Source organism: Vibrio aerogenes (assembly GCF_024346755.1).
Lineage (GTDB): Bacteria > Pseudomonadota > Gammaproteobacteria > Enterobacterales > Vibrionaceae > Vibrio > Vibrio aerogenes.
Window position 1 is genome coordinate 3,038,968 of record NZ_AP024861.1, and the last position, 19,823, is coordinate 3,058,790.

The window sequence follows — 19,823 nt, forward strand, 5'->3', positions numbered from 1 at the left end:
CCTGCGCATCAAGAGGAGACAAGCATGGATCTGAATCCACTCATGAAATGGATCATTGAGTCACCCACGTTATTTGCTCAAAAATATCCGGTTGTGGAGCGTTCTCCTTTCTCCGGAACTACAATTCCGGATGTTCATTTCAGGCAGAGTTACTCTCGTCTTGGTTTTCTTTATCAGGACTTGTGCGCACAACTTTTTAACGCTCACCCGGACTATACAATTGAGGCAGAAGAGCTGCAGTTAACCGACAGCGGCAAAACTTTGGGTGCGATTGACTTCATCGTCCACAACCAGCGGGAGTCAACGCTTGAACACTGGGAAGTTGCCGTCAAGTTTTATCTCCTGTTTAACCAAAGGTGGTACGGCCCGAATGCCCAAGATCGACTGGATAAAAAACTGAATCACATGCTTACCCGTCAGCTTGAGCTTTCAAAACACCAGATATTTATGCAACGTTTTCCACAATGGACAGCTTTGACGCATCACTTATTGATGCAGGGACGACTTTATATTAACCCCTTCATGGAGCAACAGACTCCGGAGGAGTGTCTGGGTTATTCGCTGAATCAGTCACAAATTCAGGGATATTGGTGCCATCATTCACAAACATCAGGAATCGGCTCGCCACTCTACCCACTGGAAAAGCATCAGTGGTTAACGGGAGCACACCAAAATATCCCGTATGATGACACTCTGGCAGAACGCTTTACACACTGTATCTCAGACAGCGGCCAGTTTTGGTTTATTGTGCCGGATAGCTGGCCAGATTGTTAATCCTGATGACAAAACAATGAATAATCTTTGACAATGAAATCAGAACCAGCTGATGAGGATGTAATTTCAAAACCAAACCGAATTCTCTGAAGATTCGCATTACCAAACCAGCCTTCTTTTTTCAGCCATTTCGATATCGCAACAAAATCAACTTTTCCTGTGGCAATTTTTTGAGTTCTGACAAACGAGAACACCTCATTAACGCCATTCGTCCCCCGGTATACATTCCAGATGTGCCCTCCCAGGTGCAGGTGATACACTTCAGGTATTGGCGTACCATGTGCGTTATATGAATAAGAAACCGGCGCTACATCACCGTTGTAATTCATCCACAGCATCACTTCAAAGCTATGATTATCATAGAGTAAATTATAATTTACGACATAGTCACCCGATTTGGGAACCAGGACATCAAACAAACTCCGGCAGGAGCGAAGTGAGTTCACTTCAATACTATACTCGGTGGAAACATGAGGATATGCTTTCACACCCTGGCTATGAGGATGTTTTGCCCATACTCCCCAGTGACCGGCTGAGTTCACCCATACACATTGTGTTCCTGCGCCTTCACCCCGTATATTGTTATAAAGACTATATCCATCATGAATATAGGTCCCCTGACGATCACAGGATGACCATTCTGCTGCAAATACATCAGCTCCCCATGCAAACAAAAACAGTGCGGCAAGTGCTAACCATATTTTGTTCATATACTTTATTGCCAAATCATCCAGACACTTCGGAAAAAAATACCACCAAATAAGGAAGCAAATGAATCATGTTTTGTCACCCTTTCACGAGATTTCAAGACAGTTCATATTTTCATAACATTTTGTTGAGCAGGATAAAATTATCCGGATAGTTTGATTCATACCATTCTAAGTCATTTTCTGATCTGTTTATTTTCCAGATTGGTATCATTACCCACAAAGAAAAATCAATCTGATTTCAGATATGAAAAAGGGCAAACCAAACTTTGATTTGCCCTGAAAGGAAACAATAAATTTATACGCCAGCGTTTGTGAATATCCGGTTCACTATCTCCTGAGCTTCTGACTCAATCTGCTTCAGATGGGTTTCCCCTTTAAAGCTTTCACAATAAATCTTATAAATATCTTCCGTACCAGACGGACGGGCAGCAAACCAACCAAAGTCAGTGGTGACTTTCAAACCACCAATTGCAGCACCATTACCCGGTGCATGAGTCAGGCGTGCAGTAATTGGGTCTCCTGCTAATGTCTCTGCTGATACCATCTCCGGAGACATTTTCTTTAACACATCTTTCTGGGACGCTGATGCAACAGCCTGAATACGACTATACAATGATTCACCATGCTTCGCTGCCAGCGCCTCATAATATTGCTGAGGATTCTTACCTGTCACGGCCGTAATTTCTGCAGCAAGTAAACAAAGAATAATACCATCTTTATCTGTCGCCCATGGCGTACCATCAAATCTCAGCAAAGATGCACCAGCGCTCTCTTCACCGGCAAAGCCAAATTTTCCGTGAAATAACCCCTCAACGAACCATTTAAACCCAACCGGTACCTCGCATAACTCCCGGCCTAAATCCCCGACAACCCGATCAATTAATGCACTGGATACCAGTGTTTTTCCGACTGCAACGCTTTGATCCCATTGACGATGCCGAAAAAGATAATCAATACACACAGCCAGAAAATGGTTAGGATTCATCAACCCTTTAGGCGTCACTATACCGTGACGATCATAATCAGGATCATTGCCAAATGCTAAATCATACTCGTCTTTCAGTGCCAGCAGCCCGGCCATCGCATAAGGTGAAGAACAATCCATCCGGATCACGCCATCTTTATCCAGTGTCATAAACTGAAATGTAGGATCAACAGCTTCATTCACAAGGTGTAAATTCAGCTCATAGGTCGCCGCGATTTGCCGCCAGTACTCAATCCCGCTACCACCTAACGGATCAATACCTATTTTCAGATTTGCTTTCTGAATTGCTTTCATATCGATGACATTCACTAAGTCATCAACATAGGGGGCAACCAAATCCTGCTCTACGTACAGAACCGACGAAACAGCGCTTTCATAAGGGACCCGTTTGACAGCCTTCAGCTGGTTGGCAATAATTTCATTTGCCCGGCTTTCAATGGCCTGAGTAATTTCAGCTTCAGCTGGCCCGCCATGCGGTGGATTATATTTAATCCCACCATCCTGAGGCGGATTATGCGATGGCGTAATCACAATACCATCGGATAAAACATCCGGATAAGTACGGTTAAAGGTCAAAATCGCATGAGAAATTCCAGGTGTCGGAGTATAGCTTTTCCCCTCCTGAGCAATCACGCCGACATGATTCGCAATTAAGACTTCAACCACACTGGAAAACGCGGATTCAGACAAAGCATGCGTATCTTTACCGACAAATAAAGGTCCTTCAATACCACGCGCAGCACGCACCTCAACAATAGCCTGGGTAATAGCTAAAATATGAGTTTCATTAAATGTGCATTTACATGATGAACCACGATGGCCGGAGGTACCAAATTCGACTTGATGGTTCTTATTCGAAGGGTCGGGCTGAAGCCGGTAATAATCAGACATAAGCGCAGGAATATTGTTTAAATCTCCCTGCTGTGCTTTTTGTCCTGCACGAGGGTGAATCGCCATATGACATCCTTTGTTTCAAAATTAAGAAAAAGCCTTATCAAGACAGATAAGGCCATCGGTATCCTAAATTAAAGCGCATTGATCACTTTTTCTGTAATTTCTGCCGGGAAATTCATCCGGCTCATGACTTGTTCGACCATTTGCTGCTTGCGGCTGGTATTATTATTTGTTATTACCCAAAATGGCGTGTGGGGAATGGCTTTTGGCTTAGTCGTCTTTCCATGCTCAAGCAACGTTTGCTCATTATCTGCAAAATAGACACGCTTTCTGCCTTTCACTTGTGTCGCTTCAGAAAAACCTTCAGAATCAATAGCGTAGAGTGCAGAAAGAACCAGTAGAAACCGGTCGATCACTTTTCGTTGCCCTGCAAATTCATCCGAGAGTAACAACTCTCTCATCATTCTCACACCAGATTCTTTACTGTCACTGCCCGCATCCTTACTGACAACAATCCCCTGGGGTTGACTTTTAGCCAGCGAAACACCTGAATCAGGCACTTCTGGAACGCATGGTTGATTCCCGGCATCTATTTTTAACAAGCGTCGTAAGATGTCTGAAGCACTCTCCCCGATGTGGCGGGTCTGACTTGCAATGTAACGATATATTTCCTCATCAACCTCAATTGTTTTCATTCGCTTTTCACAGTCTCTATGTTAAAACTCTCCGGAATTATATACCTAAATAACATGAAGATGCGAGCCTGTGCAATCGCCCTCTGGTACAAACGGCTTCTCCATCTCATATTGTATACCCTGCAACCGCCACGAAATACTGACCCGGATAAGAATATCAGTTGAAAACCATCAGCGAATGGTGCATTTTTAGTTCCCCAGATAAAAATATACTCAAAGAAAGCATGTCAGTACGACTTCATTACAAAGTGGAAGGGAGCGGTACACCGCTGCTTCTGATTCACGGATTATTCGGTAACCTTGATAACTTAGGCAGCTTATCCCGAGACCTGAAAAATGACTATCAGGTGATTCGGATTGACTTGAGAAATCATGGTTTATCATTCCATTCAGATGAACATAACTACCAGGTGATGGCTACAGATGTTGCTCAGCTGCTTCAGTCGCTGAACCTTTCGGATGTCATCGTTGTGGGCCATTCCATGGGTGGAAAGGTTGCAATGAGGCTTGCTGCTGAATTCCCAGAACTGGTTCGCTCTCTGATCATCATGGACATGGCACCCGTGCAATATAAGCAACACAGGCACGAGAATGTCTTCGCCGGATTATTTGCCCTTCAGGAGCAATGCCCGGCAACCAGAGAAGAAGCAATGCATATTTTCGCTCAGCATATAGAAATGCTTTCTGTCCGGCAGTTTCTGGGGAAGTCCCTTTACAGGGAAGAGAATCAGGTTCGGCTGCGCTTTAATGTCAGCGCTTTGTTTAAAAATTATCAATCAATTCTGGACTGGAACGATGTTCCTCCGGTCGATAAACCGGTGCTGTTTCTGAAAGGCGCAGATTCGGATTATATTACTCAAGATGCTCAGTCAGCGATTCTGAAACAATTTCCAAAGGCAAAAGCCCATATCATTGCGAATACCGGACACTGGCTACATGCAGAAAAGCCACAGGATGTACTGCGTGTGATCCGAAGGTTTTTGAAATCTGCTGAAAAGTAAACCGATTGATTTCAATGTAAATCGCAAAATGTGCATCTTTGCCCATTGGCAAAACATTAACTTTATAAAGTAACAATGGTATAGTGCGCGCAACCGGAAATGGTCACAGCATCAAACAAATCCATTGCATACATGTGGATCATAGCGATATCAACAACCTCGGCTATATTATCTATCAGATAATCGCTTCTCAGCCGTTGTACCGGATATAACTCAGGAGCTGTTGACATTGAGTGGTTAGTTTATCTCTCCAACGTATGAAAATTGAAAGGTAACAATTCTATGGCAAGTGTAGGAATCTTCTTTGGAAGTGATACTGGCAATACTGAAGCCGTTGCGAAAATGATTCAAAAGCAACTTGGTGAAAAACTCGTTCACGTTCAGGATATCGCAAAGAGCAGTAAAGAAGATATCGATAATTTTGATCTGCTGCTTTTGGGAATTCCTACATGGTATTACGGGGAAGCTCAGTGTGACTGGGATGACTTTTTCCCGGAGCTGGAATCGATCGACTTTTCAACCAAATTAGTTGCAATTTTCGGTTGTGGTGATCAGGAAGATTATGCCGAGTACTTCTGCGATGCCATGGGCACGATTCGTGATATTATCGAAGCAAAAGGTGCCACGATCATTGGCCACTGGTCAACAGAAGGATATGAATTTGAGGCCTCTAAAGCCTTGACAGATGACAATCACTTTGTAGGTTTGTGCATTGATGAGGATCGCCAGCCGGAGCTGACCGAAGAGAGGGTAACGACCTGGGTAAAACAGGTTTACGAAGAAATGTGCCTGTCAGAACTGGAAGACTAGAGCGTTTTTATCTTTCATCGCTGTCCCTGCCGGAGGCAATTTTTTACTCTGGCAAGGCGGCAAATTTAGAGCATTTAAATCAATATCAACAGAAAGCCCGGTGAAACAATCAATCATGGTTGTTTCAATTACAAAGTTTCCGGCCTGAAAACATCAAAAGATCAATCTCATCATCGTCTTATGACATATATAAAGCACTCTCCTGATACCATATAAACAGTGATATATCTGTCACCGGCACCTGTTTTCACTGATAAATGCAAATAATACACTTTTAAAGTTAATGGTTTATTGTTTACAATGTCTAACCTATAATAACGAAAATAGTAATTAAACTCTGTTACTGATGCAGCTCGTCAACAGGAATAAATATGTCTGATAATAACCAAGCACTGAAAGATGCTGGTCTGAAAGTTACACTTCCAAGGTTAAAAATTCTCGAAGTCCTTCAGCAGCCAGAATGCCAACACATTAGTGCTGAAGAACTGTACAAAAAGCTAATCGATTTTGGTGAAGAAATCGGACTTGCAACAGTTTACCGGGTATTGAACCAGTTCGATGATGCCGGAATTGTGACGCGCCACCATTTTGAAGGTGGAAAGTCCGTTTTTGAATTATCTACTCAACAACATCATGATCATTTAGTCTGTTTAGATTGCGGTGAAGTGATTGAGTTTTCAGATGAAATCATTGAAGAGCGTCAAAAAGAAATTGCAGCTCAATACAATGTGAAACTCACCAATCATAGCTTATATCTGTACGGTAAATGTGGAGAAGGAAACTGTAAAGATAATCCTGATGCACATAAACGAAGAAAGATTTAATAAAAAAGCCACCGCATGGTGGCTTTTTTATTATTCTGTTCAATGGATATATTACAGATAATCACGTATCAATAATTCAGCGATCTGCACAGCATTGGTTGCAGCGCCCTTTCGTATATTATCAGCAACAATCCAAAGATTTAAACCACTGTGGTGGCTGATATCATTACGGACTCTGCCAACAAACACGGTATCCTGACCACCCGCATCCCGGACTTGTGTCGGAAAATCAGTCCCGGTGAAGACAGAGATATGATCACTCTGTTCCAGTAAATCAATCACCTGCTCAGCATCAACCGGAGTGCTGGTTTCCAGATGAACCGCTTCTGCATGCCCATAAAAAACCGGAACTCTGACACAGGTCGGATTAATCTGAATCGAGGAGTCATTGAAGATTTTCTGAGTTTCCCAAACCATTTTCATCTCTTCACGCGTATAACCATTTTCCATAAATTCATCAATCTGGGGGATACAGTTAAACGCAATTTGCTGGGAAAAAGCTTCAGGCTCTGCCGGCATACCATTCAGGAGTTTTGCAGTTTGACCGGCTAATTCATCAATCCCGGCTTTCCCGGCGCCGGAAACAGACTGGTAAGTCGTTACATTAATCCGGTCAATCCCAACTAAATCATAAATTGGCTTCAACGCCACCAACATCTGAATTGTGGAACAATTCGGGTTAGAAATGATGTTTCGGTTTCTGAACTCTGCAATCGCCTCCGGATTCACTTCAGGAACGATGAGTGGTACATCATAGTCATAGCGAAACTGTGAAGTATTATCGATCACTATCACGCCTTCATCGGCAGCAACCGGCGCCCATTGCTCCGACAGTTTTCCACCAGCTGAAAACAGTGCAATGTGAACCTGAGACCAGTCAAAATCTTCAACATTTTGTACCCGAATCGTCTTCCCGTTGAAACGATATGTTTTGCCTTCACTCCGTTCACTGGCAAGCAAGAACAATTCTTTTACAGGGAACTGTCTTTCCTGTAGTACTTCGAGTATCGTTTCACCAACGGCACCTGTTGCACCGAATACAGCAACATTAAATTCCTGGGTCATTTCTTTCCTCAATATGAAAACCTAAATCAAACAGTGACTTCAACTGGCAGTTTGACCCACCAACAATTTTAATTGAACCATACTCACGGCGATCCCAATAATTTTTTCTCATCGCATCAAATGATCCCGGTGAAGCAATTTCTCTGCGGAATAATGCATCGTCACGGCGAACATCGTAAACCAGATGAATCAAATTCCCCAGTGTTACTTCATCCCATGGCCGGGATAAAGCCACTTCGTAAACAGGTGCAGTAGGCAGTAATTTTGTCGGACTGGCCCACTGATCATACCCGAGAAACGCACAATAACTATTAAAAATCATAGTCGTTCCCCGCGCCTTCCCTTCAAGTCCATAACCAGCAATATGCGGTGTGGCGAAGGCCAGAAGCGGGAGTAATTCCATATCAACCTGAGGCTCAAATTCAAACACATCAAGTACAGCAATAAAGCCATCCTGCTGCTGTAATCTCAGCTTCAGCGCCTGGTTGTCGACAACCGGCCCTCTGGATGCATTAATTAAAATCTGGTCACCACGCAGGTTCATCAATACATCTTCATTGATCAGATGATACGTCGGCCACTCACCATCTTTCACCAGCGGTGTATGCAATGTAATCACATCAGATTTTTCCAGTAACTCATCCAGCGGCGTAAACTGACGGGAATCACCTTCTGCTTCTTTCGGGGGATCATTCAGCAGTACCCGAATGCCAATTCCGGTCAATACATCTGACAAATAGGAACCGACTTGTCCACCACCCACAATACCAACCGTCTTGTCAAAGACAGAAAAGCCATGCTGCTGAGATAAAACCATTAACACACTGAAAACATACTCCGCAACTCCAACTTTATTGCACCCCGGAGCTGCTGTAAAAAAAATATCCTTTTCGCGCAATAGCTGTTGATCTATATGGTCTGTTCCCGCCGTGGCAGTTCCAACAAACTTCAGTTTATTCGCCTTTTGCAATAACGCCTCATTCACCTGAGTCACTGAACGAATCATTAATGCATCCACATCAATTAAATCATCCGGCGTTAAATCCCGGCCAGATTTCAGTATTACATCACCTAACTGACTGAATAATTGTTCAGCATAAGGCATATTTTCATCAATGAGGATTTTCATAGTTCGCCGTTATTTCAAATAATCATTTTTTCTGTTGCCTGATTGTACAAAAACTCTGAATCAGGTTCGAGATAATTATAAAAATGCCAGTCAGCTTCACTGACTGGCATTAAGGCAATTGCCGGGGATTTTGATCAATTCAGTCGTCAGCCCGAAAATTATTTCTGATATTTCCGGATAACAAGTGATGCATTTGTACCACCAAACCCGAAGCTGTTTGACATCACAGATGTCAGCGCCTGCTCTCTTTCTTCTGTCACAATGTCCAGCCCGGCAGCTGCATCATCCAATGTATCAATATTAATACTTGGCGCAATGAAGTTATGGTGCAACATCAGCGTTGAGTAGATTGTTTCATGAACACCAGCTGCGCCAAGCGCATGTCCTGTCATGGCTTTTGTTGCCGAGATAGCCGGGCTGTTATCACCGAACAATTCCTGAATGGCTTCAAGCTCTTTAATATCACCAACCGGTGTTGATGTTCCATGCGTATTAATATAATCAATGTGATCAACATCCTGCATGGCCATCTTCATACACCGCAGGGCACCTTCCCCTGATGGGGCAACCATATCATAGCCATCAGAAGTCGCACCATAGCCAACAATTTCACCATAAATGGTTGCACCACGGGCTAACGCATGCTCCAGTTCTTCAACCACAACCATACCGCCACCACCGGAAATGACAAAACCATCACGACTGGCATCATAAGTCCGGGATGCTTTATCTGGCGAATCATTATACTTGGTTGACAATGCGCCCATCGCATCAAACATCATGGTCATAGACCAATCCAGCTCTTCACCACCACCGGCAAAAACAATATCCTGTTTACCAAGCTGGATCAGTTCAGCAGCATGTCCGATACAATGTGCAGATGTCGAACAAGCAGAGCTCATACTGTAGTTCACACCACGAATTTTAAATGGTGTGGCAAGACAAGCCGAAACCGTCGATGACATAGTCCGGGTCACCATGTACGGACCAACCCGTTTGACACCTTTCTCACGCAGCGTATCAATCGCAATCGATTGATTCAGTGCCGATGCACCACCAGAACCTGCAACAATACCGGTTCTGTCATTTGAAACCATCTCAGGCGTCAGGCCGGCATCTTCAATGGCCTGCTGCATAGATAAATATGCATAGGCTGCCGCATCCCCCATAAAACGCATTTGTTTTCTGTCTATATGATCTGCCGGATTCATCTTCAGATCCCCCCAGACCTGAGAACGTAACCCCTTTTCTTTAAATTGCTCAGAGGCTGTAATACCTGAGTTTCCAGCCTTAAGAGACGCCAGAACTTCCTCGACATTGTTACCGATACTAGAAACAATACCCATACCGGTTATTACAACTCTTTTCATATAAATATCCTATAATTCAAACTTACAAACTGATGATAACCGACAAGCGTTACAAAAGTGGTCAGCTTTCCGGGAAATCCGTACAATCCCTTCATCATACTTTATATTTCATCAACGAATAACCACCATGAATAAACTTCAACATGCCCAGCTCGGCTGGAATGAATCTGGTACGCCGGTTTCTGATCAATTTGATGATGTCTATTTTTCTAACCACAATGGACTGGAAGAAACCCGCTATGTCTTCCTTCATCAAAACCACCTGCCTGAAAGGTGGCATCAGTTCAGCCAAAAGCGTTTTGTGATTGGTGAGACAGGTTTCGGTACCGGACTAAACTTTCTGGTCGCCTGGCAATATTTTGAGCACTTTCGTCAGGAAAATCCTGATGCCCCGCTGAAACAGCTCCATTTTATCAGTTTTGAAAAATACCCGCTGAATAAACAAGATCTCATCCAGGCCCATCAGGCATGGCCTGAGCTGGAAAAATATGCCCATGCCTTACAAAACCACTACCCTTCAGCCATCCCCGAATGTCACCGGATAGTCTTTGCTGATGGCGCCGTCACGCTGGATTTATGGTTTGGTGATATACAGGACTGTATGCCACAAGTCCCGGTATCAGGACAGGGACTGATTGATGCCTGGTTCCTCGATGGATTTGCACCGGGAAAGAACCCGGATATGTGGAATCAAAACATTTTTAATCACATGGCAAAACTTGGACGGGAGCACGCAACCTGCGCCACCTTTACCGCAGCAGGATTTGTTCGTCGGGGACTGAATGAAGCCGGGTTTAAAATGCAGAAAGTCAAAGGTTTTGGCACAAAAAGAGAAATGCTGGCCGGTCAGTTAGAACAAGCGTCCGGGTGGACGAATATACCACCATGGTACACTTATCAAGGCGTTTCAGATATCCGGGATGTGGCTATCATCGGGGGCGGAGTTGCCACCGCGACACTGGCTAAATCGCTGACGCGGCGGGGAATCAACGTTTCCGTGTATTGTCAGGATCAGCATCTGGCTGAGGGTGCTTCAGGAAACAGACAAGGCGCACTTTATCCTTTATTAAATGCCGCTCATGATCCTCTCTCCAGAGTTTTTGCCGGCAGCTTTCTGTTTGCCCGCCAGTTTTTTGATCAGTGCGCAGCAGATATCCGCTTCGATCATCAATGGTGTGGTGTCACACAGTTAATGTGGGATGAAAAATCCCGGAAAAAACTGAACCCAATAGCAGACAGTATCTTCCCTCAGGCTCTGGTGACCAAACTAACAGCAGAACAAACCTCATCGTCACTGGGACAGCCTGTCAGTGTTGAAAGCCTTCATTACCCAATGGGTGGCTGGCTTTGTCCGGCTCAGTTCACTGAACAGCTTTTATCCACACTGGAAAAGCAGGAAAAACTTCACCTGCATCGTGAAGTCCGTATTTCTCAGATTGAATGGGATGAAACGCAACAACTCTGGCATCTGACTTCCGGCGAAAAACAGTTTCATCATCAGAGTGTGGTTATCGCAACCGGCCATCAGTTTGATGAATTCCTTCAAACCAAAAACTTACCTTTAGCAAAAGTAAAAGGACAGGTCAGCCATATTCCGACGACTGATAATCTCAGTAAACTCAACCATGTCTTGTGTTATGACGGCTATATGACTCCGGTCAACCCGGAAAATCAGTCACACTGTATTGGTGCAAGTTACGATAGACAAAATATTGATACCTCATTTGATATAGATGCACAGAAAGAGAATGGGGAAAAGCTGAAAAAATGCATCCCCGATCAATCATGGCCTCACGAGGTCGACCTTGCCGGAAAAAATGCAAGGCAAGGGATTCGCTGCGTCAGCCGGGATCATTTACCTTTTGTCGGAAATCTGAGTGATTATCAATGGATCCAAAGTCATTATAAAAATCTTCAGCAGCAGAATGAAACGGATACGGAAGCATTACACCTTTATCCAGGTCTGTATGCCTTGTTAGGACTGGGCTCTCGCGGGCTATGTTCCTCACCGTTAATGGCAGAGCTTCTTGCCTCCATCATGAGCAATGACCCCATTCCGCTTTCCGTTGATCTTCTGGAACGCCTTCATCCGGCACGGATGTGGATCAGAAAACTCCGCAAAGGCAAAGCTCTCTGAAAGCCCGGCATAAAAAACGAAAACCACCAGCGGCACACTGGTGGTTTTACGCAAATCAGTCATGGCAAGAGATTAGGCGACTACAGGTTAGGCTATGAAAGATAAACACGCTCTAAAGTCGCTGTTGAAGTTCTTCCCAAAGTTGCAGAACGATAACTTTGTCAGCTGGAGACAACTCTGAACGCGCCTGCTCAATACTATCTTCAATACGTGCTCTCAAAACAGCAACATCTTCTATGCCTTCTTCCTCACATGATGCCGCTGCAAGAGAAATATGACCTCTCAGGTAGCCGCCGGCAAATAACTCATCATCTGATGCTTTTTCAATGCGCTCATCAATCAAAGTCAGAATTTTCTCTTCAAAATCAATAACCATATGATACTCATCTATTCCACATTAAATTGTTCCGGAGACAAAGCTCCGGTGTGATAAAAATCTCTCAGCGCATCTGCAAACATTCTGACTCTGGCCGGTAAACCAGTCCGGAGTATCAGCAGAGCCTCTTTATGAACGTTTTTCATAAACCGGAGCCTGTCAGGTTCAAAATCACCATTCAGATTGTCACAACTGACAGAAAACGGAAAACCCGCACACACCGAAAAAATCCATTCATAAGCCTGAGGACGAATTTCAACCTGCTCGAAGGCCCGCTGTACTGCTTCTGTTCTTCCATCCGGTTCATACCAGTAACCAAAATCTTCAAGCAACCTGCGCTCAGGCCCTGCAACACACCAATGAGCGATTTCATGTAATGCTGACGCAAAAAAGCCGTGGGCAAAGATAATCCGGTGATAATCGACCTGATGATCTGCCGGTAAATAAACAGGTTCATCGTCGCCGGCCTCAAGCCGGGTTTGGTAGGTTGCATAAAATGTTTGATCAAAGATCCGGATTAAATCCTGATAATCGTGCTTCATCGTTGTTGATTCAGAAACGCCCTCGAATGAGGGCGCTGTTTCGCGGATAACTAAATCTTCATTCATCAGATTTTCGGGGTCTCTGTCACTACATGAGAATTTTGACCACGGTGACGAAGCAAATGATCCATTAATACGATGGCAAGCATCGCTTCAGCAATCGGCACAGCACGGATTCCGACACAAGGATCATGACGTCCTTTCGTAATCAGCTGTGTTGCTTCACCCGCTTTAGTGATCGTTTCTCCGGGAATTGTAATACTGGAAGTCGGTTTCAGCGCAATACTGGCAACGATATCCTGCCCGGTCGAAATTCCACCTAAAATCCCACCGGCATGATTACTTTTGAATCCATCGGGAGAGAGCAGATCACGATGCTGACTGCCTTTTTGACCGACGACATCAAAGCCATCACCAATCTCAACGCCTTTCACGGCATTAATACTCATCAGCGCATGGGCAATATCCGCATCCAGACGGTCAAAAATCGGTTCGCCCAGTCCAACCGGCACCTGAGTTGCCACAACCTGAATCTTGGCACCGACAGAATCCCCTGCTTTTTTCAGCTCACGGATTAATCCATCAAACGCTTCAAGTTTATCAATGTCCGGACAAAAAAACGGATTATTTTCGATCTCATTCCAGTCAACTTTATCAATCGAAATATCACCCATTTGCGACAAATAAGCCCGGATTTCAATACCAAATTCCTGCTTCAGGTATTTCTTTGCAATCGCACCAGCAGCAACACGCATGGCCGTTTCACGCGCTGATGAGCGACCACCACCACGGTAATCACGGATACCGTATTTCTGATGATAAGTATAATCTGCATGTCCGGGACGAAATTTATCCTGAATTTCAGAATAATCTTTCGACCGTTGATCGGTATTTTCAATCAACAATCCGATAGAAGTGCCGGTTGTTTTTCCCTCAAACACACCGGAGAGTATTTTTACTTCGTCCGGCTCTCGTCGCTGGGTTGTATATTTAGAAGTACCCGGGCGTCTCCGGTCTAAATCAATCTGAAGGTCAGCTTCACTGATTTCAAGCCCGGGAGGGCATCCGTCAACAATACATCCCAACGCCAGACCGTGACTTTCACCAAATGTGCTGACGCGGAAGTGCTGTCCGATACTATTTCCTGCCATGTATTCCTCTAATTTGTTCCCGGATATTTTTCATCATGATTTGTCCGGAAACTCTTCCTGTTCTTAGTAAACTCATAGTCGCTTGATTCGAATTTGATGTAAAGCACCAATCACATACTAATTGCGACTCAATCACAGCAAATAACCGACAACTAATCGAAATACAAAGAAAATTTATCCTGATGTTCAACCAATTGTTTTCTGGTCAGCATAAACACACCATGTCCGCCATGTTCAAATTCAATCCAGGTAAACGGAATTTCCGGATATTGTTCCATCATGTGAACCATAGAGTTACCGACTTCGCAAATCAGAATACCATCGTCTGTCAGATACTCCGCCGCATTGGCCAGAATTCTTCGGACCAGCTTCAATCCATCCGTGCCCGCAGCCAGACCAAGCTCTGGTTCATGAACAAACTCCTGAGGCAGAGATTCCATGTCTTCAGCATCCACGTAAGGCGGGTTGGACACAATCAGATCATATTTCACCTTGGTCAAATCCCTGAACAAGTCAGAACGTAGCGGGAAGACCTGCTGCTCCAGACCATGATTCTGAATATTAATTTCTGTGACCTGTAACGCATCAGATGAAATATCAACCGCATCCACCTCAGCTTCAGGGAACATATGTGCACAGGCAATCGCGATACAACCACTGCCGGTACACAAGTCCATGATTCTTTCAGGAGGGTTCACCAGCCATGGCTGAAAAGCATTTTCGATGAGCTCCCCAATGGGAGAGCGGGGAACCAGGACCCGTTCATCGACAAAAAATTCCATCCCGCAAAACCAGGCTTTATTCGTCAGATAAGCAACAGGTTTTCTTTCGTGAATGCGTTTCACCACCCGCTCGACAATCTGAATTCGCTCATTTGTCGTCAGTCGTGAGTTCAGCACATGTGGTGGTATATCCACAGGTAAATGTAATGTGGGAAGAACTAACTGGACCGCCTCATCCCAGGCATTATCCGTCCCGTGCCCGTAAAACAGATTCGCTGCATTAAAACGGCTGACCGTCCAGCGAATCATATCCTGAAGGGAGTGAAGCTCAGAAACCGCTTCTTCAACAAAAATCTTATCCAAAATTGCCTCCAAAAAGGGCTACAATACGGCTATCTTCAACATCAACCATCAACCAGTTACCGAATGAGTAAAAATGAGAAGTATCAGGATGACGATTTTGCCTTATTCAAAGATGAAGTAAAAGGCGTAAAACGATTGCATCAGGATACCATAGTCCATGAGACAAACAGAAATACCGGGCAGAAAAGTGCCCGTAAAACGCAGCGGGAAGCCACAGACAGTGGCTTCTACTTCTCAGATGAGTTTGTCCCTTTGCTCCCGGAGGACGGGCCGACACGCTACGCACGGGACGATGTGTCCAAATACGAAGTAAAGCGGTTGCGTCGTGGTGTTTATGTACCGGACGTTTTTCTCGACATGCACGGGATGACCCAAAAAGAAGCCAAACGGGAATTAGGCGCCATGCTGGCTTATTGTGTCAAAGAGAATATTCATTGTGCCTGCGTTCAACACGGCATTGGCAAACATATTCTCAAACAAAAGGTCCCGCTATGGCTGGCCCAGCACCCTGATGTCATGGCATTTCATCAGGCACCCCTTGAATTTGGTGGCGATGGTGCGCTTTTAATTCTCCTCTCTATCCCCGAAAAGTAGCCGGCAAGCGACTTCAGCTCTCACCAAGGCTCATTTTTAATGACTTTCGGCAACGGCCGGAAGTCATCTAATACCATTCTAAGTCATTTTCTGATCTGGATATATCTGGTTCCGCAAACCGCTCAAGCCCTCCATGGGCGCTTAAACAAGGGCATCCATGCCCTTGTATGTTTGCTCCACCAGACACATCCGGATGATCTGTTTATTTTCCAGATTGGTATCATCACTTCAGCTATTTGAGGTTATCCGCGCAAGATGGATTCACTCTAATTTCTCACCCGGGCAACCCGTCCTGCTGAAGTCAGCCGGTACTGTCCGGTAAAAGCCGGAATAAAAACTGAATGGCCTTTTTCTATCTGAATACTTTCACCGGCTACATGAGACAAGGTCATTGTGTTGTCCAGTGCTAACAAAATCTCAGCACTTTCAGTAATCAGATGAATCGCTTCCGGCGAATCATATAGCGAGAAACGGAAGTCATCGACCGGGACAGGGAAAACCATCCCCTGTCCGTCAAACTCTGGCTGAGTGAGCAGGTTATCAGCGCTTACAGGTCTGAACCGGGTACATTTAACCAGTTCCCGGACGTCCATATGTTTTGGCGTTAAACCGGACCGAAGCACATTATCTGAATTTGCCATCACCTCCAGCGCAGTTCCGTGAATATAAGCGTGAGGCGTACTGGCATCCAAAAACATTGCTTCTCCGGGCTTTAGTGTTAACACATTCAACATTAAAGGGCAGAAAACACCAATATCACCGGGATATTGCTGACCAAGAGAAAAAATCAGAGAAAACAACTGATTATCCTGAAGCTTACCGGCACAGGATAACAACTCATCGACTGCAGACGCCTTTTGCTCCCCCTCAAGTGAAAGTAACGCCTGGAAGAATTTCCGGAGACCGTGCTCGCTGAGATCATGTTCAAAATCTGTCACGAGTGGTTGAATCGAAGTAACATTCACGGTTTTAAATAAAGCAACAATGGTGTCAAACTCACGGAAACCATTCATCGCCTGATAAGGGGTTAATGCAAAAACAAGCTCGGGTTTATGGTTGGGGTCTTTATAGTTACGGTGTGCGGCTGTGCGGGGGATACCGGCCGCTTCCTCTTTTGCAAAGCCATTTTCAGCCTGAGATTTATCCGGATGTACCTGAACCGAAAGCGCCTGCTCAGCCGCCAGAATTTTAAATAAAAACGGTAATTCACCAAATTGTATGTCAGTACTTACCCCCAATATTCCGGAGCGATCGAGCTGGATAAAATCCGATAACAACTGTTGCTCACCATTTTCAATGATTTCTGAACAACCATTTGGATGAGCCCCCATCCAGACTTCGGCCTGAGGTTGCAGCTCCGGATTAGGAATATCGAACATCTCCTGTATTGAATGGCGGCTTCCCCATGCATAGTTTTGAATCACATTTTTCATGGGAAAGAAATAACGTGTGCCGGATTGGTTTATCATGGTGTATTCCATCATCAGGTTGTAATGAATTATCCGAAACCAGCTATCTGTCCTAGAGCGTGCTCTAACGATCAACAAGTCCCGGTAAACAGAAAGTAAAACAGTCTCCCTGATCAGGCAAACGAGCGTATTTTCGTCTGCATGTTCCTGATCAGAAGAGACAGAAAATCCATATCCAATGTGTCAGAGTCGACTCAAACAATCAATCGGCCAACCCTCAATCTGACAATTCAGATGTTGTTCAGGCGACAGCCTGAGTTGCTTCTCCGGACTGACGCATTTTCTTCAGTGTAATACAAACAAGAGCCGTTACCACCGCTCCGCAGGCCATGCAGAATAATCCTGATAACGGTTTGTTCATCGCACCGAGTAAGGCAACCACCGGGCCACCATGGGCAACACTGTTCGTCACTCCGAAAGAAAATGCCATCACCGCAGCCACCATAGAACCGATCATATTCGCCGGAATCACAGACACCGGATCCTGAGCGGCGAATGGAATCGCGCCTTCTGATATGCCAACCAGCCCCATCGCTCCTGCTGCTTTACCCGCTTCATTTTCAGAAGCTTCAAATAAATTGAGCTTCCGCCCTAATACAGTCGCCAGCCCCATTCCCAATGGCGCAACAGGAATGGCACAAGCCATTGCTCCCATAAACTGGGTTTGTCCACTGGCTATCATGCCGACAGAAAACAGGAATGCGACTTTATTGAAAGGACCGCCCATGTCAAATCCGGCCATTCCCCCCAGAACCATACCAAGCAATACGATGTTTCCGGTACTCATCGAAGTTAAGAGCGAATTCATTGAATCCATCAGGCTGGCAATCGGTGCACCGATGACAAAAATAAACAGGGCAGAGATAAACAGAGTTCCTGTAATCGGCGCAATCATAATAGGTACAAGCGGCTGAATATACTTGTGATAGTTGATACTGGTTATCCAGCGGATAAAGTATCCCACCAGCAACCCCGCAATAATAGCCCCGATAAATCCGGTACCGGCTTCCGCCCCATAAAAAGAACCATTATTCGCTATCCAGCCCCCGACAAACCCCGGAGCCAGTGCCGGACGGTCAGCAACCGCATAAGCAATATACCCCGCCAGTATCGGAATCATCAGCTGAAATGCCACGACCCCGACATTCAAGACCTGATTCCACAGACTTCCTGGCGGAATTGCCATTCCGGCTTCTGTCGGTTCTCCTCCGATTGCCAGTGCCAGTGCGATTAACAACCCGCCGGTCACCACGAACGGAATCATGTGAGAAACGCCATTCATCAGGTAACGATATAAATCCGACCGTTTTGAAGCACCAGCCACTTCAGAATGTGTTTGAGTGTGCTCACTTCCCTGATACTCCGGAGATATCAGTGCCTGCTCAATCACACCGGTCGCATCTTTAATTGGCACTTTCACCCCGGTTTCAATTAATTTTTTACCGGTGAAACGATTTAAATCAACCTGCTTATCACAGGCAATGATGACAGCGTCAGCTTTATCTATCTCTGCCTGTGTCGGTGAATTTTTAACGCCTATCGAACCGTTTGTTTCTACTTTGATCTGATATCCGAGTTCAGCGGCACCTTTTTCAAGCGCTTCTGCTGCCAGATAAGTATGAGCAACGCCTGTCGGACATCCGGTTACACCAATTAAGAAGCCTTTATCAGGTTCTGGCTGAGATGTTTTTTCATCTCCCTTCTCCAGCAATAAAGCCATCGCTTCTTCTGAGGAATTCACCCGAAGGAACCGTTCTATAAATCCTTCTTCTATCAGTTTGGATGACAGCTCAGCCAGTACCTCAATATGATGCTCGGCAGCCCCTTCCGGTGAAGCTATCATAAAAAAGAGTCTGGAAGGTTTACCATCATCAGCCCCGTACTCGACTCCCCGCTGACTGACACCAATCGCAACAGCAGGTTTCACCACAGCACGACTTTTTGCATGAGGTAACGCTACGCCATCCTCAAACCCCGTATTTCCCAGCACCTCACGAGCCTCAATATCCGCAAGAAACTGTACCGGGTCATGAATACATCCCTGCCGGTATAAAATTGATATCAGTTCCGAAAAGACCTCTTCTTTCGAAGTGGCTTTCAGATCCAGATGAATCAGATCTTTATTAATTAATTCGGTAATCATCGTATTTCCCCGTGTCGTACTTGTACCCAAACAGCACACGTCTTCAAAACGATTGGGTATATCATTATT

18 protein-coding genes are annotated in these 19,823 nt (G+C 45.0%); 6 read left to right on the plus strand and 12 right to left on the minus strand.

Annotation, left to right across the window (positions count from 1 at the left end):
* The first annotated feature begins 24 nt into the window (after nt 1–24).
* A complete protein-coding gene (locus OCV29_RS13370) occupies nt 25–774 on the plus strand; it encodes a DUF1853 family protein (RefSeq protein WP_139281506.1) in 750 nt (249 codons plus the stop codon).
* Here the strand turns inward: OCV29_RS13370 and OCV29_RS13375 are convergent.
* From OCV29_RS13375 to seqA, 3 genes are all read right to left on the minus strand, one after another.
* Nucleotides 771–1,484 (minus strand): GH12 family glycosyl hydrolase domain-containing protein, encoded by a 714-nt coding sequence (locus tag OCV29_RS13375; protein WP_084193225.1) that lies wholly within the window; start codon nt 1,482–1,484, stop codon nt 771–773. The two genes, OCV29_RS13370 and OCV29_RS13375, sit on opposite strands and share 4 nt — an antisense overlap.
* A 295-nt stretch (nt 1,485–1,779) precedes the next feature.
* On the minus strand, nt 1,780–3,426 hold the full coding sequence (pgm, locus tag OCV29_RS13380) for a phosphoglucomutase (alpha-D-glucose-1,6-bisphosphate-dependent) (protein WP_073602372.1): 1,647 nt from the start codon (nt 3,424–3,426) through the stop codon (nt 1,780–1,782).
* Nucleotides 3,427–3,494: 68 nt separating this feature from the next.
* On the minus strand, nt 3,495–4,058 hold the full coding sequence (gene seqA / locus OCV29_RS13385; protein WP_073602373.1) for a replication initiation negative regulator SeqA: 564 nt from the start codon (nt 4,056–4,058) through the stop codon (nt 3,495–3,497).
* Between the two features lie 224 nt (nt 4,059–4,282).
* On the opposite strand from seqA, the gene OCV29_RS13390 reads away from it, so the two are divergent.
* The 3 genes from OCV29_RS13390 (at nt 4,283) to fcrX (ending at nt 6,693) form a co-directional block, all read left to right on the plus strand.
* On the plus strand, nt 4,283–5,059 hold the full coding sequence (locus OCV29_RS13390; protein WP_073602682.1) for an alpha/beta fold hydrolase: 777 nt from the start codon (nt 4,283–4,285) through the stop codon (nt 5,057–5,059).
* A 282-nt stretch (nt 5,060–5,341) separates the two neighbouring features.
* On the plus strand, nt 5,342–5,869 hold the full coding sequence (gene fldA, locus OCV29_RS13395; RefSeq protein ID WP_073602374.1) for a flavodoxin FldA: 528 nt from the start codon (nt 5,342–5,344) through the stop codon (nt 5,867–5,869).
* Nucleotides 5,870–6,240: 371 nt separating this feature from the next.
* Nucleotides 6,241–6,693 (plus strand): ferric iron uptake transcriptional regulator FcrX, encoded by a 453-nt coding sequence (gene fcrX, locus OCV29_RS13400; protein ID WP_073602375.1) that lies wholly within the window; start codon nt 6,241–6,243, stop codon nt 6,691–6,693.
* 51 nt (nt 6,694–6,744) lie between these two features.
* Here fcrX and OCV29_RS13405 read toward each other — a convergent pair whose 3' ends face one another.
* The 3 genes from OCV29_RS13405 to fabB form a co-directional block, all read right to left on the minus strand.
* Nucleotides 6,745–7,758: an aspartate-semialdehyde dehydrogenase gene (locus tag OCV29_RS13405; RefSeq protein WP_073602376.1), complete on the minus strand. Its 1,014-nt coding sequence runs from the start codon at nt 7,756–7,758 to the stop codon at nt 6,745–6,747.
* Complete coding sequence (locus tag OCV29_RS13410) at nt 7,742–8,887, minus strand: 4-phosphoerythronate dehydrogenase (RefSeq protein ID WP_073602377.1); 1,146 nt, start codon at nt 8,885–8,887, stop codon at nt 7,742–7,744. The genes OCV29_RS13405 and OCV29_RS13410 overlap by 17 nt, the downstream gene beginning before the upstream one ends.
* A gap of 158 nt (nt 8,888–9,045) precedes the next feature.
* On the minus strand, nt 9,046–10,257 hold the full coding sequence (fabB, locus tag OCV29_RS13415; RefSeq protein WP_073602378.1) for a beta-ketoacyl-ACP synthase I: 1,212 nt from the start codon (nt 10,255–10,257) through the stop codon (nt 9,046–9,048).
* Nucleotides 10,258–10,384: 127 nt separating this feature from the next.
* On the opposite strand from fabB, the gene mnmC reads away from it, so the two are divergent.
* Nucleotides 10,385–12,394 (plus strand): bifunctional tRNA (5-methylaminomethyl-2-thiouridine)(34)-methyltransferase MnmD/FAD-dependent 5-carboxymethylaminomethyl-2-thiouridine(34) oxidoreductase MnmC, encoded by a 2,010-nt coding sequence (mnmC, locus tag OCV29_RS13420; RefSeq protein WP_073602379.1) that lies wholly within the window; start codon nt 10,385–10,387, stop codon nt 12,392–12,394.
* A gap of 112 nt (nt 12,395–12,506) precedes the next feature.
* Here mnmC and OCV29_RS13425 read toward each other — a convergent pair whose 3' ends face one another.
* The 4 genes from OCV29_RS13425 to prmB all read right to left on the minus strand — a co-directional run bounded on the left by OCV29_RS13425 (nt 12,507) and on the right by prmB (nt 15,548).
* Nucleotides 12,507–12,770, minus strand: coding sequence for a YfcL family protein (locus tag OCV29_RS13425; protein ID WP_073602380.1), 264 nt, complete (start codon nt 12,768–12,770; stop codon nt 12,507–12,509).
* Nucleotides 12,771–12,781: 11 nt separating this feature from the next.
* Nucleotides 12,782–13,312 (minus strand): elongation factor P hydroxylase, encoded by a 531-nt coding sequence (locus tag OCV29_RS13430; protein ID WP_073602683.1) that lies wholly within the window; start codon nt 13,310–13,312, stop codon nt 12,782–12,784.
* Between the two features lie 65 nt (nt 13,313–13,377).
* Nucleotides 13,378–14,463, minus strand: a complete 1,086-nt coding sequence (gene aroC / locus OCV29_RS13435) for a chorismate synthase (RefSeq protein WP_073602381.1) — start codon at nt 14,461–14,463, stop codon at nt 13,378–13,380.
* Between the two features lie 152 nt (nt 14,464–14,615).
* Nucleotides 14,616–15,548, minus strand: a complete 933-nt coding sequence (gene prmB, locus OCV29_RS13440) for a 50S ribosomal protein L3 N(5)-glutamine methyltransferase (protein ID WP_073602382.1) — start codon at nt 15,546–15,548, stop codon at nt 14,616–14,618.
* A 63-nt stretch (nt 15,549–15,611) separates the two neighbouring features.
* Between prmB and smrB the strand changes: the two genes are divergently transcribed.
* The gene (gene smrB, locus OCV29_RS13445; protein WP_073602383.1) at nt 15,612–16,142 is read left to right on the plus strand and encodes an endonuclease SmrB; all 531 of its coding nucleotides are present in this window, start codon (nt 15,612–15,614) and stop codon (nt 16,140–16,142) included.
* A 266-nt stretch (nt 16,143–16,408) separates the two neighbouring features.
* Here the strand turns inward: smrB and manA are convergent, their stop codons facing one another.
* Together manA and OCV29_RS13455 are read right to left on the minus strand one after the other, a co-directional pair.
* The gene (manA, locus tag OCV29_RS13450) at nt 16,409–17,623 is read right to left on the minus strand and encodes a mannose-6-phosphate isomerase, class I (protein WP_073602385.1); all 1,215 of its coding nucleotides are present in this window, start codon (nt 17,621–17,623) and stop codon (nt 16,409–16,411) included.
* A 229-nt stretch (nt 17,624–17,852) separates the two neighbouring features.
* Entirely contained in the window at nt 17,853–19,754 is a 1,902-nt protein-coding gene (locus OCV29_RS13455) for a PTS fructose transporter subunit IIABC (protein WP_073602386.1), read from the minus strand.
* Nucleotides 19,755–19,823 lie beyond the last annotated feature (69 nt).

Excerpts from the sequence above, each read along its gene's own strand:
- seqA (WP_073602373.1), bottom strand. The coding sequence starts at position 4,058 with ATGAAAACAATTGAGGTTGATGAGGAAATATATCGTTACATTGCAAGT.
- OCV29_RS13410 (WP_073602377.1), bottom strand. The coding sequence starts at position 8,887 with ATGAAAATCCTCATTGATGAAAATATGCCTTATGCTGAACAATTATTC.
- mnmC (WP_073602379.1), top strand. The coding sequence starts at position 10,385 with ATGAATAAACTTCAACATGCCCAGCTCGGCTGGAATGAATCTGGTACG.
- fcrX (WP_073602375.1), top strand. The coding sequence starts at position 6,241 with ATGTCTGATAATAACCAAGCACTGAAAGATGCTGGTCTGAAAGTTACA.
- OCV29_RS13455 (WP_073602386.1), bottom strand. The coding sequence starts at position 19,754 with ATGATTACCGAATTAATTAATAAAGATCTGATTCATCTGGATCTGAAA.
- manA (WP_073602385.1), bottom strand. The coding sequence starts at position 17,623 with ATGGAATACACCATGATAAACCAATCCGGCACACGTTATTTCTTTCCC.
- OCV29_RS13370 (WP_139281506.1), top strand. The coding sequence starts at position 25 with ATGGATCTGAATCCACTCATGAAATGGATCATTGAGTCACCCACGTTA.
- OCV29_RS13390 (WP_073602682.1), top strand. The coding sequence starts at position 4,283 with ATGTCAGTACGACTTCATTACAAAGTGGAAGGGAGCGGTACACCGCTG.
- OCV29_RS13375 (WP_084193225.1), bottom strand. The coding sequence starts at position 1,484 with ATGAACAAAATATGGTTAGCACTTGCCGCACTGTTTTTGTTTGCATGG.
- fabB (WP_073602378.1), bottom strand. The coding sequence starts at position 10,257 with ATGAAAAGAGTTGTAATAACCGGTATGGGTATTGTTTCTAGTATCGGT.
- OCV29_RS13430 (WP_073602683.1), bottom strand. The coding sequence starts at position 13,312 with ATGAAGCACGATTATCAGGATTTAATCCGGATCTTTGATCAAACATTT.
- smrB (WP_073602383.1), top strand. The coding sequence starts at position 15,612 with ATGAGTAAAAATGAGAAGTATCAGGATGACGATTTTGCCTTATTCAAA.
- pgm (WP_073602372.1), bottom strand. The coding sequence starts at position 3,426 with ATGGCGATTCACCCTCGTGCAGGACAAAAAGCACAGCAGGGAGATTTA.
- OCV29_RS13425 (WP_073602380.1), bottom strand. The coding sequence starts at position 12,770 with ATGGTTATTGATTTTGAAGAGAAAATTCTGACTTTGATTGATGAGCGC.
- fldA (WP_073602374.1), top strand. The coding sequence starts at position 5,342 with ATGGCAAGTGTAGGAATCTTCTTTGGAAGTGATACTGGCAATACTGAA.
- aroC (WP_073602381.1), bottom strand. The coding sequence starts at position 14,463 with ATGGCAGGAAATAGTATCGGACAGCACTTCCGCGTCAGCACATTTGGT.
- OCV29_RS13405 (WP_073602376.1), bottom strand. The coding sequence starts at position 7,758 with ATGACCCAGGAATTTAATGTTGCTGTATTCGGTGCAACAGGTGCCGTT.